The following is a 16,690-nucleotide window of genomic DNA, read 5'->3' as shown; positions in this document are numbered from 1 at the left end:
ATGGGAAAGAGGATACGATTATTAACGCAACCAGTTGGTTTTCGCCAGTTCGACCACTTCGTCGCCACGGCCGTTGATAATGGCGCGCAGCATATACAGGCTGAAGCCTTTGGCCTGTTCGAATTTGATCTGCGGCGGCATCGCCAGTTCCTGTTTGGCGGTCACCACATCCAGCAGCGCCGGGCCAGGGTGAGCCAGCATTTCTTGCAGCGCAGCGTCCAGATCCGAAGCCTTCTCAACGCGAATGCCCTTGATGCCGGCGGCGTTGGCAATCGCCGCAAAATTCGGGTTGTGCAGATCGGTGCCGTCGGTCAGATAGCCGCCGGCCTTCATTTCCATGGCCACAAAACCCAGCACGCTGTTGTTGAAGATCACAATCTTGACCGGCAATTTCAACTGAGTCAGCGACAGAAAATCCCCCATCAGCATGGTAAAACCGCCGTCGCCGCACAGGGCGATCACCTGCTTGTCCGGCTTGGTGGCCTGTGCGCCGATGGCCTGCGGCATGGCATTGGCCATCGAGCCGTGGTTGAACGAACCCAGCAAGCGGCGTTTGCCGTTCATTTTCAGGTAGCGTGCAGCCCACACCGTCGGTGTGCCGACGTCGCAGGTGAAAATGGCGTCGTCGTTGGCGTATTGGCTGATCTGCTGCGCCAGATACTGTGGGTGGATCGGTTGATCGTCATTGGCGGTCGCCAGCCCGTCGAGATCCTTGCGTGCAGTACGGTAGTGCTCCAGCGCCTTGTCTAGAAACGCGCGGTCGCTCTTCGGTTTCAACTGCGGCAGCAGGGCAGTGAGGGTGGTGTGGATATCGCCCACCAGCGCCATGTTGACCGGGCAATGTGCGCCGATGCTGCCGGGATCGATGTCGATCTGAATGATGTTGGCGTTGGTTGGGTAGAACGCGCGGTACGGGAACTGGGTGCCGAGCAGCACCAGGGTATCGGCGTTCATCATCGCGTGGTAGCCGGACGAAAAGCCGATCAACCCGGTCATGCCGACGCTGTACGGGTTGTCCCATTCGATATGCTCTTTACCGCGCAGCGCGTGCACCACCGGCGCTTGCAGCAGCTCGGCCAGCCTGACGACTTCGTCATGCGAACCGGCACAGCCGCTGCCGCACATCAGCGTAATGTTCTTCGCCTGATTCAGTATGGCCGCCAGCTTGTTCAGTTCGCTCATCGGTGGTTGAACCAGCGGCAGCGCCGGGGTATGCCATACCATGCTGGCGTCTTCCGGCGCCATGCGCAGCGCCACATCGCCCGGCAGCACGATCACCGACACGCCGCGATTGAGGATCGCCTTGCGCATGGCGATTTCCAGCACCCGCGGCAGTTGTTCCGGATTGGAGACCAGTTCACAGTAATGGCTGCATTCACGGAACAGTTCTTGCGGGTGGGTTTCCTGGAAATAACCGCTGCCGATTTCGCTGGAGGGAATATGCGCGGCAATCGCCAATACCGGCACGTGGTTGCGGTGGCAGTCGAACAGGCCATTGATCAGGTGCAGGTTGCCCGGGCCGCAGGAGCCGGCGCAAACCGCCAACTGGCCGGTAAGCTGGGCTTCTGCGCCGGCGGCAAACGCGGCCACCTCTTCGTGGCGCGTACCCAGCCATTCGATGGTGCCCATGCGGTGCAGGCTGTCGCTAAGGCCGTTGAGCGAATCGCCGGTGACGCCCCAAATACGTTTCACGCCGGCCTGCTCAAGCGTTTTGGCGACCAGTGTGGCTATCGTTTGCTTCATAGTTCCCCCAAGCGTTGTAAAGGTTCCCTCATCTTTCACGCTACAGCGTTGTTGGCTGCACGTGTGCACCCCAGTCACTGACCTGAGTCAGCTTCTGGGGATACCCACGCTTGCCGTCTGGCTGTGACTTGAAATCTATTGGGTATGACTTATCAGTCTTTCTCAAATAAACGCAGTAACACGTATGGAACCGGGAAAGTGTAGAAGGGGAAGGTGAAGCCTGCTTGCCGATAAATGCCCCATCGGCGAGATGGGGCTATGGCCGTCAGGCGAGGGTGACGTCGCCCTGCAATTGGCAACTGCAAGCCAGCACATACCCTTGGGCGATCTCGGTCGGGGTGAGCGTCATGCTGCTGGTGGTGGTGTAGTCACCGTCGAGGATACGGGTTTTGCACGAGCCGCAGACCCCGGCACGGCAGGCGGCGTTAACCGGCAGCGCGTGGGCCTCCATCGCTGCCAGCAGCGTGCTGCCGACCGGTACGCGGAACTCGCGCAGCGGCCTGGCGACGCGCAGCGTTAATCCTTCGTTTTGCCCGACGTCCGTTTCCGCCGGCGTATGGAACTGTTCTTTGTGGAAGCGGGCTGCCGGCACGCCAAGCTGGCGGCAAAACTGCTCCGCCTGCGTCATGTAAGGCGCGGGGCCACAGGTCATCACCCTACGTTCGGCGATATCCGGCGCGGCCTGTCGCAAGGCTTCTAACGTTATCCGCCCGTTGAGGTAGCCCGGCTGAGCATCCTGTTCGGCCATCAGCGTCAGTTGCAGTTGCGGATGCGCGGCGCACAACTCGCGCCATTGTTGGGCAAAAATCGTATCTGCGGGGGTACGTACGTTAAAGATCACGGCAATATCGCAGGCCGGACGGTTGGCGACCAGCCAGCGGCACATGGAGATAATCGGCGTAACGCCGCAGCCGGCCGCCAGCATCAGGTAACGATCGGCCGGGTGGCGTTCGCAACTGAACTCTCCCTGCGCATCGGACAGCCACAGGGTGTTGCCGGGTTTGACCTCCTGCGTCAGCCAGCGCGAACCCGCGCCGTCCGGCAGGCAGCGTACGCTGATGCTGAGAAAGCGGCTTTGGCCGGGCGAGGAAGAGAGCGTATAGGCGCGCAGCGTTTCTTCGGTATTGCGGATGCTGACCAGCGCAAACTGGCCTGCCTGATAAGGGTAAAAAACGTCGCAGATCAGGTCCAGCGTCCAGACATCGGCAGTTTCCTGCCGGATCGAGTGTACCTGCATACGGTTTGGGCAAAGGGGGCTGGGTTGGGTCATGGAGCACCTCAAAGGCAAAGGGGCCGACATAGGCGCGGCCCCGAAAACGACGGCATTAGCCGAGCAGGGCTTGCAGATCCTGCTCAACGGTGGTGATTGGGCGCATGCCGAACTTGTCGTAGAGGATCGCCATCAGGTTGTCGGTCAGGAAGCCTGGTGCGGTCGGGCCGGTGACGATGTTTTTTACCCCCAGCGACAGCAGCGTCAGCAGGATGACGATCGCCTTTTGTTCAAACCACGACAGCACCAGGCTGAGAGGCAGTTCGTTGACCGTGCAGCCAAGCGTCTCGGACAGTTTCACCGCCAGCATGATGGCGGAATAGGCGTCGTTGCACTGGCCGACGTCCAGCAGACGTGGCAGGCCTTCCAGCGTGCCGAAGTCCAGCTTATTGAAGCGGTATTTGCCGCAGGCCAGCGTCATGATAAGGCAATCTTGCGGCACGCTGCGGGCGAAGTCGGTGAAATAGCTGCGCTCATCGCGGCTGCCGTCACAACCGCCGACCAGGAACACGTGGCGCAGTTTCTTCTGCGCCACCAGATCGATCACCGTATCGGCGGCGTTGAGCAGCGTCTGGCGGCCAAAGCCGACGGTGATCATATGTTCGATCTCGGTGTAAGGGAAACCGTTCATACCCTGCGCCTGGGCGATCACGCGGGTGAAGTCATCTCCTTCCAGATGGTTAACGCCTGGCCAGCCGACGATGCTGCGCGTCCAGATGCGATCGCCGTAGTTGCCGACGTTAGGATCGATAATGCAGTTGGAGGTCATCAGGATGGGGCCGGGGAATTTGGCGAACTCGATCTGCTGGTTCTGCCAGCCGCTGCCGTAATTGCCTACCAGATGTTTGAATTTTTTCAGCTCGGGATAGCCGTGCGCCGGCAGCATTTCACCGTGGGTATAGACATTAACGCCCTGGCCCTCGGTTTGCTCCAGCAGCATGCGCAGATCTTTCAGATCGTGGCCGGAGATCAGAATCGCTTTGCCTGCCACCGGGCGTACATTCACCGCACTGGGGATCGGATCGCCATAGGCCTGAGTTTCACCGTGATCGAGGATCGCCATCACGTTGAAGTTCATTTTGCCGATACCCATGGCATTGTTCAGCAGAGTATCCACGTCGCGCGGCTGGGTGCCGAGCCAGGCCATAAAGGCATGGTAATCGGCATAGATTTGGTCGTCGAACTGGCCCAGCACGTGGGCGTGTTCCATATAGGCCGCCGCGCCTTTCAGGCCATACAGGCACAACATGCGCAGACCGTGAACGTCATCGCCCACCTCGGTTTTGTCGGTGTTGAGGGCGAACTGTGTCGCCTGCTGCAACAGCGCCGGCATATCGTCGCCGTCAAGTTGCAGACTGGCCAGCGGATGTTCGACGCGCGCGCCGGCATCCAGCAGCCGGCAGCGTGTGGCCAGCGAGTCACGCAGGAGCAGAGTTTCCCGCGCGTAACCGATGATGCGTTCAGAGTCGAAGTTGACGTTGGTCAGAGTAGAGAAGAAGGCGCGTGGGGCAAAGCTGTCGATATCATGATCGATAATCCCGAGCGAGCGGGCCTGCAGCGCCCAGGCGGACAGCCCCTGCAACGCCGCTACCAGCAGATCTTGCAGATCGGAGGTTTCCGCCGTTTTGCCGCACATGCCCTGAGCATACGAGCAACCGTTGCCTGCCGGGGTTCGGATGGTTTGTTCACATTGCACACAGAACATAATCGCTTCCTTTTTAAAGTTGCATTTATAATGCTTGTTTATGAGCATAGATCGGCAACCGGGGCTTAAAAAGGCTTTTGTGAGGTTACTGCGGGTAAGTTTGATTTAGCGCAATTTTACTCTGCGGATGGGAATTATTACGTTTTACGGGGGCATCGCCCCCGGAAGAGATCAGGAGAACAAGGCGATCAGCACCGGCGCCAGCAGGCTCAGCAGGAAACCGTGCACGATCGCCGGCGGCACCATCTCCAGCCCGCCGCTGCGTTGCAACACCGGTAGGGTGAAGTCCATCGAGGTGGCTCCGCACAGGCCCAGCGCCGAGGAACGGCTGCGGCGTACCAGGGTAGGGATCAGCATAATCGCCACCAACTCGCGCGCCAGATCGTTAAAGAAGGCCGCGCTGCCCAGGACCGGGCCATAGGCGTCGGTGATCAGAATACCGGAAAGCGAATACCAGCCGAAACCGGAAGCCATCGCCAGCCCGGCTTTGATCGGCAGCCCCAGCAGCTGTGCCGCCAGCGCGCCGCCGGCCAGTGCGCTGATCGTCACCACCACCGCCACCATCATGCCGCGCCGGTTAATCACGATTTGACGCAGCGTCATGCCGCTGTTGCGCAGTTGGATGCCCACCAGCAGCAGCAGGAAAATCAACGCGTATTCACTGCCCTTGCCGGCAAACTGCAGCCACTGCCACTGCGTCAGACCGAGCAGGAAACCGCCGAGCACCACGCCGCACAGTTTAAGCGATTCCAGCGCCATGTGCAGGCGCGAAGGCAGTCGCTCCTGTTTATGGCTGTTGCGCCATGGCATTTTGCGTTCCAGCAGTGTCAGCATCAGCAAGCTGGCGGCCAAGATACACAGGAAAAACACGGCGGCGTACTGGAATATCAGCAACAGGTTGCTGCTCAGATCCTCCAAAAATGCCAGGCTGATGCCCATGAAAAACAGGATCACGTAAACCATCCAGCTCAACAGACGATTGATGGCTTGCAGTAATGTGCGGCTGCGTAAGGGGATGAGGTAACCGGCAATCAGCGGTAACAGAATAATCAACAGTCCTGAATACATGGTGAAGCTTACGTCCTTTGTTCGGGAGGCGGTGCGCGGATGACCGGCAAGGCCCACACGCTAACCAAAACAATGGCCGGAGTAAAGCGGCAGATTTGACGCAGTCTGCTTGACCTGCAAGGGGTTTTTTGACCATGCTCTGGGAAGGTCACCTTCATTGAGGACGGTGACGGCGCGCACGGGAGGCGGTAGATGTTCTTAGAGCGTATCGAGATTGTAGGTTTCCGCGGCATTAACCGGTTGTCCCTGATGCTGGATGACAACACGCTGCTGCTCGGCGAAAACGCCTGGGGTAAATCCAGCCTGCTGGACGCGCTGACCCTGCTGTTGGCGCCGGAGCAAAAGCTCTACCGTTTTGAAGTGCACGACTTTCATTTCCCTCCCGGCGAAGAGGCGGCCAAAGAGCGGTATTTGCAGGTGGTGTTTACCTTTTGCGAGAAAGACCGCGGCCATGCTCATCTCCCCCGTTATCGCCACCTGTCGCCGCTGTGGGTCAAGGGCGATGATAATCTGAACCGTATTTATTATCGTTGCGAAGGAGAACTGGCCGATGACGATACGGTGTGCACCTGGCGCAGTTTTTTGGACGCCGAGGGCAATGCGATACAACTGCACCACATTGAACAGTTGGCGCACGCCATTATCCGTATTCACCCGGTATTGCGTTTGCGCGATGCGCGTTTTATTCGTCGCCTGCGGCCCAGCTCGCTCAATGACGATCATCCTGCGGATAATCAGGCGCTGGCCCGGCAGTTGGATCAACTGACGCGCGAACTGGTGCGCAATCCGCAAAAGCTGACTAATGGCGAATTGCGGCAGGGGCTGGCGGCGATGCAGCAACTGCTGGAACATTACTTCGCTGAGCAGGGATCGCAGGTGGCGCGCCCGCGCAGCCACCCTTTGGATCAAGATCAGGACCAGCAGGCGTGGCGCTCGCTGGACAGCATCAACCGGATGGTCGCTGAACCGAACAGCCGCAGCATGCGGCTGATTTTGCTTGGCATGTTTTCTACGCTGCTGCAGGCCAAAGGCAACGTCAAGTTGGATCCGCACGCCCGGCCGTTGCTGTTGGTGGAGGACCCGGAAACCCGGCTGCACCCGATCATGCTGTCGGTGGCCTGGGGGCTGCTCAACCAGTTGCCGTTGCAACGCATCACCACCACCAATTCCAGCGAACTGGTGTCGCTGGTACCGGTGGAGCATGTTTGCCGGCTGGTGCGCGAGTCGGGGCGGGTTGCCACTTACCGCCTCGGCCCGCGTGGGTTGGGGCCGGAAGACGGGCGGCGCATTGCTTTCCATATTCGCTTTAACCGGCCGTCATCGCTGTTTGCCCGCTGTTGGCTGTTGGTGGAAGGCGAGACCGAGGTTTGGCTGTTGAGTGAGCTGGCGCGCCAGTGCGGCTATCACTTTGAGGCGGAAGGGGTGCGGGTGATTGAATTCGCCCAGTGCGGTCTGAAGCCGCTGTTGAGGTTTGCCCGACGCATGGGCATTGAATGGCATGCGCTGGTGGACGGCGACGAGGCCGGGAAGAAATACGCCAACACCGTGCGCAGCTTGCTGGATAACCACGGCGACAGCGAGCGTGACCGCCTGACCGCGCTGCCGGCGCCGGATATGGAGCACTTTATGTTCCGCGAGGGGTTCAGCCCGGTCTATCACCGCGTCGCCTCTGTGCCGATCAATGCACAGATGCCGATACGCAAGGTGATCCTGAAGGCGGTGCATCACTCTTCGAAACCCGATCTGGCTATCGAAGTAGCGATGCAGGCCGGCGAATGGGGCACCGATTCCGTGCCGCCACTGCTAAAGAAAATGTTCTCGCGCGTGATCTGGCTGGCGCGCGGCCGGGCGGATTAGGCGCCCGGCAATCTTGCCGGCGGGCTGAAATGTTCAGCCATTCCCTGTTCCAGTTCATCCAGCAATTGATAACGACGGCGGTATTCTGCCCGTTTCTTGCTGGCCACCTCATCGATCGGTTTGCGCGTGATGCGTTCCGGCAGCAGGAAGTAACCGCTGTCGAGCATCTTGCCGCCCATCGAGCTCCAGAACTGATCGTAATCGGCGTGCAGTTGGTCTTTCTTTTTACTGTGATAACGCCAGTTTTGATAGATATGGGTGGCATTGCCCACCGCCACTATTTGGCGGATGCCCAGATGATGCGCCAGCGTGCAAATGCCTTCCAGCACCAGCCGTTTCGGAAACAGCCCGTGGCATTCTTTGGTGGCGAGCTGGATTTCCGCGTGCGGTACCTGGTGGTTGGCCCCCTGCAAACCGCCGATGAACAGCGTCGGCTGTTGCTGATAGTGCATCAGCGCAAAGGTGATTTCCGCCAGCATAATGCCGGCGGCATTGCGCAACAGCAGGGTGGTTTCCCCTTCTTTGTTCAGGTGATCGATGGCTGACAGTTCCAGCGAAACCGGTGCGCCGCTTTTGCCGGTGACGCTGGCCAGCACGAAGGGTTTATTCAGGTGACCGACTCGCATTTTCAGCGGCATGCGCTGCGCGCTGAGATCATAGTGATCGCGCAGGGCGAACAGACACTCGATCTTGTTCATGTTTGCCGCCAGGTAGGGGCGATGCAACTTGCAGGGCAGATTGGGCTGAGCGTTCAGAATCTCATCCAGCAGGGGATTGGACGCCAGCGTATTCAGCAGGGCACCGGTAGCGTGCCAGCTAAACAGCGAGCGGCCGATAAACTTCAGGCGGAATGAGGCTTTCTTCCAGGCTTTGCTCGGCGCCATATCGCCATTGATCAGCGCCGTCATCAGTTGCCAGCCGTTGAGCGGGCGTGCAGATACGAGTGGATAGCTGAGCTGAGACATGATGAAATCCTTGGCAGTGTTGAATGGCGCTATTTCAGCAAGCTTTCGCTAAACGGGAGTTCAATGCTCAACGCTAACCCGGGGCGTCTCCACATTGTGTTGAGCCAAGGTTTAGTTACTCCGCACTGTGTGCGTCAATATAGCCCTCTCTTTCGCCAAAAATGCCCGCTTGCGCAAAACGGTACCCGTTAAATTGCAGGACATGCCGGAGATAACCTTTCTCTGTTCCTGTAAGTTACCCTTAACTGTTTGCTCTTAATTCTGTCTTAATGCGTACATAGGTAGGGACGGTTATAATCCCGTTCAACTTGCCATGGGCATGATGAGTAGCGGATTAAAAACCGGATAAGATGCCGGAAAAACTTTCTGGGTTATTTGAAATAATCAATAAAAAACAAAAGGATGATGGCATCAATGATGTTTAAAGGACACAAGCGACGCTGGGTTGGCGCACTGATCGTCGTGGCGGCGATCGCCGCGCTGGCGATCTGGCATTTCAGCCACCCGGCGCCAACCCAGTTTAAAACGGTGAAGGTAGCCAAGCGCGATCTGCAGCAAAACGTTCTGGCGACCGGACAGCTTGACGCGGTGCGCAAGGTTGACGTTGGCGCTCAGGTCAGCGGGCAGTTGGAAAGTCTGTATGTCGAGATCGGCGATAAGGTGAAAAAAGGCCAGTTACTTGGCGTAATCGATCCCCAGCAGGCACAAAACAGCATCCGCGAGGGCGAGGCGACGCTGCGCGAACTGCACGCTCAGTTGCAACAGGCCCAGGCTGAACAGCAGTTGGCGGCGGTGACGCTGCAGCGCAATCAGGCACTGGCGAAGTTGCAAGCGGTATCGCGCCAGGATCTGGATCAGGCGGCGACGCAGCTTGCGGTGAAGAAGGCGCAGGTCGGTACCATTAATGCGCAAATTGCCCGCAACCAGGCCAGCCTGGACACCGCTAAAATCAATCTGGCGTTTACCCGTATTGAAGCGCCGATGGACGGAGACGTGGTGCAGATCACCACGCTGCAAGGCCAGACGGTGATCGCGGCGCAGCAGGCGCCGAACATTCTGACGCTGGCGGATCTCGGCACCATGCTGGTGAAGGCGCAGGTGTCGGAAGCGGACGTTATCAGCCTCAAACCGGGCCAGAAAGCCTGGTTTACCGTGCTGGGCGATCCCAACCGCCGTTTTGACGGCGTGCTGAAAGACATTCAGCCGACGCCGGAAAAGGTTAACAACGCCATCTTTTACTATGCGCGTTTCGAAGTGCCGAACCCCGAAGGATTGCTGCGTTTGCAGATGACGGCACAGGTGCATATCCAACTGGCGGGCGTCAGCCAGGCGCAGGTCATTCCTCTGGCGGCGCTGGGCGATCAAATCGCCGATAACCGTTACCACGTTGCGGTATTGAAACAGGGCAAGGAAGAGAAACGCGAGGTGAGTATCGGCCTGCGTAACAATATTGACGTACAAATTCTGAGCGGCTTGAGCATCGGGGATGAAGTGATTGTCAGCCGCGGCGGCTCGGAGGCCAACTGATGGCGGCGCTGTTGCAACTGAGCGGCATCCGCCGCAGCTACCAGTCGGGCGATCAGACGGTGGACGTATTGAAAAACGTGAGCCTGAGCATCGATGCCGGTGAAATGGTGGCCATCATGGGGGCTTCCGGCTCTGGCAAGTCTACGCTGATGAACATTCTCGGCTGTCTGGACAAGCCCAGCGCCGGCGTGTACCGGGTAGCCGGCCAGGATGTGGCGACGCTGGATGGCGATGCGTTGGCCCGGCTGCGGCGTGAGCATTTTGGCTTTATCTTCCAGAGATACCATTTGCTGCCTCATCTGAGCGCGGCGCATAACGTTGAGGTGCCGGCGGTCTACGCCGGGCTGGGCAAGGTGGCACGGCGCGAACGGGCGGTCGCGCTGTTACGGCGCCTTGGGTTGAGTGAACGCGTCAGCTACCGGCCGAGCCAGCTTTCCGGCGGCCAGCAGCAGCGCGTCAGTATCGCTCGTGCGCTGATGAACGGCGGCCAGGTGATCCTGGCGGATGAACCGACCGGTGCCCTCGACAGCCATTCTGGCGAAGAGGTGATGACGATCCTCAAGCAACTGCGTGAGCAGGGGCATACTGTGATTATCGTTACTCACGATCCGGCCGTCGCTCAGCAGGCAGAGCGGATCATTGAAATTCGCGATGGCGAGATCATTGCCGACTCGCGCCCGGCGCAGCAGGGCAATCCGAATGCCAAATCGTTGGAACTGGTTGCGCCCGCACCGTCCTGGCAGCAGAAGACCGGCCGTTTTCGCGAGGCGTTGGTGATGGCCTGGCGGGCGATGGCGGCGAATAAAATGCGCACCGCATTGACCATGTTGGGCATTATCATCGGCATCGCTTCGGTGGTTTCGATCCTGGTGATCGGTGACGCCGCCAAGCAGATGGTGTTGGCGGATATCAAATCCATCGGCACCAATACGGTGGACATTTACCCCGGCAAGGACTTCGGCGACGACGATCCGACCTTCCGCCAGTCGTTGAAGTATGAGGATCTCGACGCGTTGCGCGAGCAGCCCTATGTCAGCGCGCTGTCGCCGACCATCGCCAGCAGCATGCGATTGCGGCTGGGCAACGTCGATGTGGCGGCCAATGTGACCGGGGTCAGCGAGCAGTTTTTCCGCGTTTACGGCATGACCTTCACCCAGGGGGGCGGCATTGACCCGTTCCAGGTGCAATCGCAGGCGCAAACGGTGGTGATCGACACTAATACCCAGCGTCGGCTGTTCCCGCATCAGAAGAACGTGGTGGGTGAGGTGATGCTGGTGGGCAATATGCCGGCGACGGTGGTTGGGGTAGCGAAAGAGAAGCAGTCGATGTTCGGCAGCAGCAAGACGCTGAACGTTTGGGTGCCTTACAGCACCATGGCAAATCGGCTGATGGGCAACGCCTATTTCGATTCGATTACCGTGCGTATCCGTGACGGTTACAGCAGCCAGGAGGCTGAGCAGCAACTGACGCGTCTGCTGGCGCTGCGCCACGGTAAAAAAGACTTTTTCACCTATAACATGGACAGTCTGGTGCAGACGGCGGAGAAGACCACGCGAACGCTGCAGTTATTCCTGACGCTGGTGGCGGTAATTTCGCTGGTGGTCGGCGGTATTGGCGTGATGAATATCATGCTGGTGTCGGTGACGGAGCGTACGCGTGAGATTGGTATCCGTATGGCGGTGGGGGCTCGCTCCGGCGATGTCTTGCAGCAGTTCCTGATTGAGGCGGTGCTGGTGTGCCTGGTTGGCGGCGCTTTGGGGATTATGCTGTCCTTTACCATCGGGCTGCTGGTGCAATTGGTGCTGCCGGGTTGGCAGATCAGCTTCCCGCCGGCGGCATTGTTGAGCGCGTTTTTATGTTCCACCGCTATCGGCGTGGTGTTCGGCTATCTGCCTGCGCGCAGTGCCGCCCGGCTTAACCCGATTGACGCGCTGGCGCGCGAGTAATACTCTGACTCCGTCGCATTTCAAGCCGCAGGGTGTTAGCGGCAGCTCGACGTTTATGGGATAGAATAAAAAATGCCAGTCATACGGCGGCTGGCATTTTTAGCGGACTGCTTTAGGCAGGCTCTGCACCCGTGTTTAGGCCAGTGCCTCGCTTTCCAGTGGCACAATAAGACTCGCATGGTTCCCTTTTGGCCCTTGGTGCACGTCAAAACTGACCTGTTGGCCGGCTTTCAGTGTCCTGTACCCATCCATCTTAATCGTTGAATAATGGGCGAATATGTCTTCGCCGCCGCCTTCAGGACAGATAAAACCAAACCCTTTGGCGTTGTTGAACCATTTAACAGTACCCGTCTCCATGCTTTTACATCCCTCGCAACGCTATTTTAGGTGAGATGAATAACTGAATTCGCACCCGCCAAAGGCAGGTAGCAGATGAGCCCAGGGTGGTTAAAAGACCGCCAGCTCACGAATTTACACTCTAGAGCAAATGATCATCACGTCAAGGGATCGGCTTTTGTCCGCAGGAGGCAGTTCATCAAAGTTTGAAGCAGTTAACGCTATTGACATTGTTTGGTAACAATTTGTCAGAGATTTTTGCGCACGTTCCAGTACGGCGAGATGATGGCGTAGATGATAAAATAGTAATGATCCCCCACTTTGAATAACCGGAACCCGTCCCCATATCAGAGGACAGAGCAGAGAAGATGAGCAGCAATGGGCAATAACAACGATTGGCTAAATTTTGAACACTTGGCCGAAGAAAAACAAATCGATGCGGTAAAACCGCCGTCTATGTATAAAGTTATACTTAACAACGACGATTACACACCGATGGAATTTGTGATTGACGTTCTGCAAAAGTTCTTTTCTTATGATATTGAACGTGCAACGCAACTGATGCTCACGGTCCACTATCAAGGCAAGGCGATCTGCGGTGTTTTTACCGCCGAGGTGGCGGAAACCAAGGTCGTACACGTGAACCGTTATGCCAGGGAGAACGAGCATCCGTTGCTCTGTACGCTGGAAAAAGCCTAGATTTTGGCAACTATTGGGGAGGTGCTTATGCTCAATCAAGAACTGGAACTCAGTCTCAACATGGCTTTCGCCAGAGCGCGTGAGCACAGACACGAGTTTATGACCGTGGAGCACCTGTTGCTGGCATTACTCAGCAACCCTGCCGCGCGAGAGGCGCTCGAGGCATGTACGGTAGACCTGGCCGCACTGCGCCAGGAGCTGGAAGCCTTTATCGAACAAACCACGCCGACGCTGCCTGCCAGCGAAGAAGAGCGCGACACTCAGCCGACGCTAAGTTTCCAGCGTGTGCTGCAGCGTGCCGTATTCCATGTTCAATCTTCCGGCCGCAGCGAAGTCAGCGGCGCCAACGTGCTGGTGGCGATTTTCAGCGAGCAGGAGTCGCAGGCGGCTTACCTGCTGCGCAAACACGACGTCAGCCGTCTTGACGTAGTGAATTTCATTTCACATGGCACGCGTAAAGACGAGCCGGGCCAAGCGCCAAATGCGGAAAACCCGGTGAACGAAGAGCAGTCCGGAGGGGAAGACCGTATGGAAAACTTCACCACCAACCTCAACCAGTTGGCCCGTGTGGGCGGTATCGATCCCCTGATTGGCCGCGATCCTGAGCTGGAGCGCGCTATTCAGGTGCTGTGCCGTCGCCGTAAAAATAACCCGTTGCTGGTCGGCGAGTCCGGCGTGGGTAAAACCGCCATTGCCGAAGGGCTGGCCTGGCGCATCGTGCAGGGCGACGTCCCGGAAGTGATGGCGGACTGCACGCTGTATTCTCTGGACATAGGTTCGCTGCTGGCAGGCACCAAATACCGCGGCGACTTCGAGAAACGCTTCAAGGCGTTGCTGAAACAGCTGGAGCAGGACAAGAGCAGCATCCTGTTTATCGATGAAATCCACACCATCATCGGTGCCGGTGCGGCTTCCGGCGGGCAAGTGGATGCGGCCAACCTGATCAAACCGCTGCTCTCCAGCGGCAAGATCCGGGTGATTGGGTCCACCACCTATCAGGAATTCAGCAACATTTTCGAAAAAGACCGTGCGTTGGCCCGTCGCTTCCAAAAAATCGACATTACCGAGCCGACGCCGGAAGAGACCATTCAGATCATCAACGGTCTGAAAACCAAGTACGAAGCGCACCATGACGTGCGTTATACCGCCAAGGCGGTGCGTGCGGCGGTTGAGCTGTCGGTGAAGTACATCAACGACCGCCACCTGCCGGACAAGGCTATCGACGTGATCGACGAGGCGGGCGCTCGCAGCCGGCTGATGCCGATCAGCAAGCGCAAGAAAACCGTCAACGTTGCGGACATTGAGTCCGTGGTTGCGCGTATTGCGCGTATCCCGGAAAAAACCGTGTCGGCAAGCGATCGCGATGTGCTGAGAAGTTTGGGCGACCGTTTGAAAATGCTGGTGTTTGGTCAGGATCAGGCGATCGAAGCGCTGACCGAAGCGATCAAAATGAGCCGTGCGGGCCTGGGCCACGATCGCAAGCCTGTCGGTTCCTTCCTGTTTGCCGGGCCAACCGGCGTCGGGAAAACCGAGGTGACGGTGCAATTGGCGAAGGCGATGGATATCGAACTGCTGCGTTTTGACATGTCCGAGTATATGGAACGTCATACCGTCAGCCGCTTGATTGGCGCGCCTCCGGGCTACGTCGGTTACGATCAGGGCGGGCTGCTGACCGATGCGGTGCTCAAACATCCGCATTCGGTGGTGTTGCTGGATGAAATCGAGAAGGCGCATCCGGATGTGTTCAACCTGCTGTTGCAGGTTATGGACAACGGTACCCTGACCGATAACAACGGTCGCAAGGCGGACTTCCGCAACGTGATCCTGGTGATGACCACCAACGCCGGGGTACGTGAAACAGAACGTAAATCGATTGGCCTGGTTCAGCAGGACAACAGCACCGATGCGATGGAAGAGATCAAAAAAGTGTTCACGCCGGAGTTCCGTAACCGTCTGGACAACATTCTTTGGTTCAACCATCTGTCGACTACGGTGATCCAGCAGGTTGTCGATAAGTTTATTGTCGAACTGCAGGCACAGCTGGATGCGAAGGGCGTGTCGCTGGAAGTGAGCGACGAAGCGCGCGACTGGCTGTCGGTGAAAGGCTATGACCGTGCGATGGGCGCTCGTCCGATGGCGCGTGTGATGCAGGAAAACCTGAAGAAACCGCTGGCCAACGAACTGCTGTTCGGTTCATTGGTGGACGGTGGCTCGGTGAAGGTCGAGCTGGACAAGGACAACCAGAAACTGACGTACCACTTCCTCAGTGCGCAGAAACGCAAAGCGGATGAAGGCGCGGTGCACTAAAGGCCGGCCAGTCCAGATAATGAAAAAGCGATGCTTCGGCATCGCTTTTTTTATGGGTGAAAGTATTTCATCACCGCTACAGAAATGAGCGAGCCCTCTCGGTTTACCTGCGCTCTTGCAACTCGATGTTGAACGTTGCTACGGGGGTAAACGGAAAGGGCTCCGGAGGGGTTACATCCTCGGTGCCGCCATTGGCTGGCGACGAGTGAGCCGATTAACGGCTACGGAAGACAATGCGGCCTTTGCTCAGGTCGTACGGGGTCAGCTCTACAGTGACTTTGTCGCCCGTCAGGATGCGGATGTAGTTCTTACGCATTTTACCGGAGATATGTGCGGTTACTACGTGCCCGTTTTCCAATTCAACGCGGAACATAGTGTTCGGCAGCGTATCAAGAACGGTGCCCTGCATTTCAATATTGTCTTCTTTGGCCATCGAATCCTCTAGGTCTAACTACCTTAGTTTTTAACCGGCAAGATAATGCCGAAAAACCCACATTATGTAAAGACGTGTCGGTGAACATTGCACCGTTTCCGCAAAATTAGTTTGTTGGGGAGGGTGGTTCAGCCTGCTGTGGGGGTAAGACTTGCGCGGCCCAGCATTCCGGTGCTAACGGCTTGCGCTGAAGGTTACTGAGCTGCTGTAAAAATTGGCGGCGGGGGATTTCTCTCGCTCCCAGCGTGGCAGTGTGAGCGTTAAGCACCTGACAGTCAATCAATTCTCCGCCATAAGCGGCAAAATGCCGACAAAAAGCCAATAGCGCGCACTTGGAGGCGTTGGTGGTGCGGCTAAACATCGATTCGCCGCAGAACAGCGCGCCCTGCGCCACGCCGTACATACCGCCAACCAACGTTTTACCCTGCCATACCTCGACTGAATGAGCGAGACCGAGTCGGTGCAAATGCAAATAGGCGCGCTGTACCTCCGGGCCGATCCAGGTGCCTTCATGCGGCCGATCGGCACAGGCGGCAATCACCGCAGCAAAGTCGTGGTTCAGCGTAATGCGAAAGGGATTGCGGCTCAGAAAGCGTTTCAGGCTACGGCTGATATGGTATTGCGCCGGGAACAACACGGCGCGTGGGTCAGGCGACCACCATAAAATGGCTTCCCCCGGCGAAAACCAGGGGAAGATACCTCGCTCATAGGCGGCCAGCAAACGCGGCGCCGTCAGGTCACCGCCAATGGCCAGCAGCCCGTTAGGATCGCGCAGTGCGCCCTCTGGCGAGGGAAACGCGAGTGACTGCGGTGACAGCTTAACAATACGCATAA

13 protein-coding genes are annotated in these 16,690 nt (G+C 57.9%); 5 read left to right on the top strand and 8 right to left on the bottom strand.

Going from position 1 to position 16,690, the window contains the following annotated elements:
* Positions 1 to 21: 21 nt before the first annotated feature.
* From poxB to D4100_RS06050, 4 genes are all read right to left on the bottom strand, one after another.
* Positions 22 to 1,743 carry a ubiquinone-dependent pyruvate dehydrogenase gene (gene poxB / locus D4100_RS06065; RefSeq protein WP_119803529.1) on the bottom strand — a complete coding sequence of 574 codons (1,722 nt, stop codon included), beginning with the start codon at positions 1,741 to 1,743 and terminating at the stop codon, positions 22 to 24.
* Positions 1,744 to 2,008: 265 nt separating this feature from the next.
* The gene (hcr, locus tag D4100_RS06060; RefSeq protein WP_119803527.1) at positions 2,009 to 3,013 is read right to left on the bottom strand and encodes an NADH oxidoreductase; all 1,005 of its coding nucleotides are present in this window, start codon (positions 3,011 to 3,013) and stop codon (positions 2,009 to 2,011) included.
* Between the two features lie 55 nt (positions 3,014 to 3,068).
* The gene (gene hcp, locus D4100_RS06055; RefSeq protein WP_119803525.1) at positions 3,069 to 4,718 is read right to left on the bottom strand and encodes a hydroxylamine reductase; all 1,650 of its coding nucleotides are present in this window, start codon (positions 4,716 to 4,718) and stop codon (positions 3,069 to 3,071) included.
* 171 nt (positions 4,719 to 4,889) lie between these two features.
* A complete protein-coding gene (locus D4100_RS06050; protein WP_119803523.1) occupies positions 4,890 to 5,786 on the bottom strand; it encodes a LysO family transporter in 897 nt (298 codons plus the stop codon).
* Between the two features lie 192 nt (positions 5,787 to 5,978).
* On the opposite strand from D4100_RS06050, the gene D4100_RS06045 reads away from it, so the two are divergent.
* On the top strand, positions 5,979 to 7,643 hold the full coding sequence (locus tag D4100_RS06045; RefSeq protein WP_119803521.1) for an ATP-dependent endonuclease: 1,665 nt from the start codon (positions 5,979 to 5,981) through the stop codon (positions 7,641 to 7,643).
* Here D4100_RS06045 and D4100_RS06040 read toward each other — a convergent pair.
* The gene (locus D4100_RS06040; RefSeq protein ID WP_006320863.1) at positions 7,640 to 8,608 is read right to left on the bottom strand and encodes a VirK/YbjX family protein; all 969 of its coding nucleotides are present in this window, start codon (positions 8,606 to 8,608) and stop codon (positions 7,640 to 7,642) included. The genes D4100_RS06045 and D4100_RS06040 overlap by 4 nt on opposite strands.
* 414 nt (positions 8,609 to 9,022) lie before the next feature.
* Between D4100_RS06040 and macA the strand changes: the two genes are divergently transcribed.
* Both macA and macB read left to right on the top strand, forming a co-directional pair.
* Positions 9,023 to 10,135: a macrolide transporter subunit MacA gene (macA, locus tag D4100_RS06035; RefSeq protein ID WP_119803519.1), complete on the top strand. Its 1,113-nt coding sequence runs from the start codon at positions 9,023 to 9,025 to the stop codon at positions 10,133 to 10,135.
* Positions 10,135 to 12,081, top strand: coding sequence for a macrolide ABC transporter ATP-binding protein/permease MacB (gene macB, locus D4100_RS06030; protein ID WP_119803517.1), 1,947 nt, complete (start codon positions 10,135 to 10,137; stop codon positions 12,079 to 12,081). Before macA ends, macB begins: the two co-directional genes overlap by 1 nt.
* Positions 12,082 to 12,216: 135 nt before the next feature.
* Here macB and cspD read toward each other — a convergent pair whose 3' ends face one another.
* Positions 12,217 to 12,438, bottom strand: a complete 222-nt coding sequence (gene cspD / locus D4100_RS06025; protein ID WP_004942590.1) for a cold shock-like protein CspD — start codon at positions 12,436 to 12,438, stop codon at positions 12,217 to 12,219.
* 357 nt (positions 12,439 to 12,795) lie between these two features.
* On the opposite strand from cspD, the gene clpS reads away from it, so the two are divergent.
* The gene (gene clpS, locus D4100_RS06020) at positions 12,796 to 13,116 is read left to right on the top strand and encodes an ATP-dependent Clp protease adapter ClpS (protein ID WP_004928347.1); all 321 of its coding nucleotides are present in this window, start codon (positions 12,796 to 12,798) and stop codon (positions 13,114 to 13,116) included.
* Positions 13,117 to 13,143: 27 nt separating this feature from the next.
* Positions 13,144 to 15,423 carry an ATP-dependent Clp protease ATP-binding subunit ClpA gene (gene clpA, locus D4100_RS06015; RefSeq protein WP_006320858.1) on the top strand — a complete coding sequence of 760 codons (2,280 nt, stop codon included), beginning with the start codon at positions 13,144 to 13,146 and terminating at the stop codon, positions 15,421 to 15,423.
* Positions 15,424 to 15,637: 214 nt separating this feature from the next.
* On the opposite strand, the gene infA is transcribed toward clpA, so the two are convergent.
* Positions 15,638 to 15,856 (bottom strand): translation initiation factor IF-1, encoded by a 219-nt coding sequence (infA, locus tag D4100_RS06010; RefSeq protein WP_002211347.1) that lies wholly within the window; start codon positions 15,854 to 15,856, stop codon positions 15,638 to 15,640.
* 106 nt (positions 15,857 to 15,962) lie between these two features.
* The gene (gene aat / locus D4100_RS06005) at positions 15,963 to 16,688 is read right to left on the bottom strand and encodes a leucyl/phenylalanyl-tRNA--protein transferase (RefSeq protein ID WP_006320856.1); all 726 of its coding nucleotides are present in this window, start codon (positions 16,686 to 16,688) and stop codon (positions 15,963 to 15,965) included.
* Between the last annotated feature and the right edge of the window lie 2 nt (positions 16,689 to 16,690).

Source organism: Serratia inhibens (assembly GCF_003591175.1).
Lineage (GTDB): Bacteria > Pseudomonadota > Gammaproteobacteria > Enterobacterales > Enterobacteriaceae > Serratia > Serratia inhibens.
Note: the sequence above shows the minus strand (reverse complement) of the source record. Positions and strands in the feature narration are given on the sequence as shown.

Coding starts and splice junctions, on each gene's coding strand:
- D4100_RS06045 (WP_119803521.1), top strand. CDS start 5,979: ATGTTCTTAGAGCGTATCGAGATTGTAGGTTTCCGCGGCATTAACCGG.
- clpA (WP_006320858.1), top strand. CDS start 13,144: ATGCTCAATCAAGAACTGGAACTCAGTCTCAACATGGCTTTCGCCAGA.
- poxB (WP_119803529.1), bottom strand. CDS start 1,743: ATGAAGCAAACGATAGCCACACTGGTCGCCAAAACGCTTGAGCAGGCC.
- D4100_RS06050 (WP_119803523.1), bottom strand. CDS start 5,786: ATGTATTCAGGACTGTTGATTATTCTGTTACCGCTGATTGCCGGTTAC.
- D4100_RS06040 (WP_006320863.1), bottom strand. CDS start 8,608: ATGTCTCAGCTCAGCTATCCACTCGTATCTGCACGCCCGCTCAACGGC.
- cspD (WP_004942590.1), bottom strand. CDS start 12,438: ATGGAGACGGGTACTGTTAAATGGTTCAACAACGCCAAAGGGTTTGGT.
- macB (WP_119803517.1), top strand. CDS start 10,135: ATGGCGGCGCTGTTGCAACTGAGCGGCATCCGCCGCAGCTACCAGTCG.
- aat (WP_006320856.1), bottom strand. CDS start 16,688: ATGCGTATTGTTAAGCTGTCACCGCAGTCACTCGCGTTTCCCTCGCCA.
- infA (WP_002211347.1), bottom strand. CDS start 15,856: ATGGCCAAAGAAGACAATATTGAAATGCAGGGCACCGTTCTTGATACG.
- macA (WP_119803519.1), top strand. CDS start 9,023: ATGATGTTTAAAGGACACAAGCGACGCTGGGTTGGCGCACTGATCGTC.
- clpS (WP_004928347.1), top strand. CDS start 12,796: ATGGGCAATAACAACGATTGGCTAAATTTTGAACACTTGGCCGAAGAA.
- hcp (WP_119803525.1), bottom strand. CDS start 4,718: ATGTTCTGTGTGCAATGTGAACAAACCATCCGAACCCCGGCAGGCAAC.
- hcr (WP_119803527.1), bottom strand. CDS start 3,013: ATGACCCAACCCAGCCCCCTTTGCCCAAACCGTATGCAGGTACACTCG.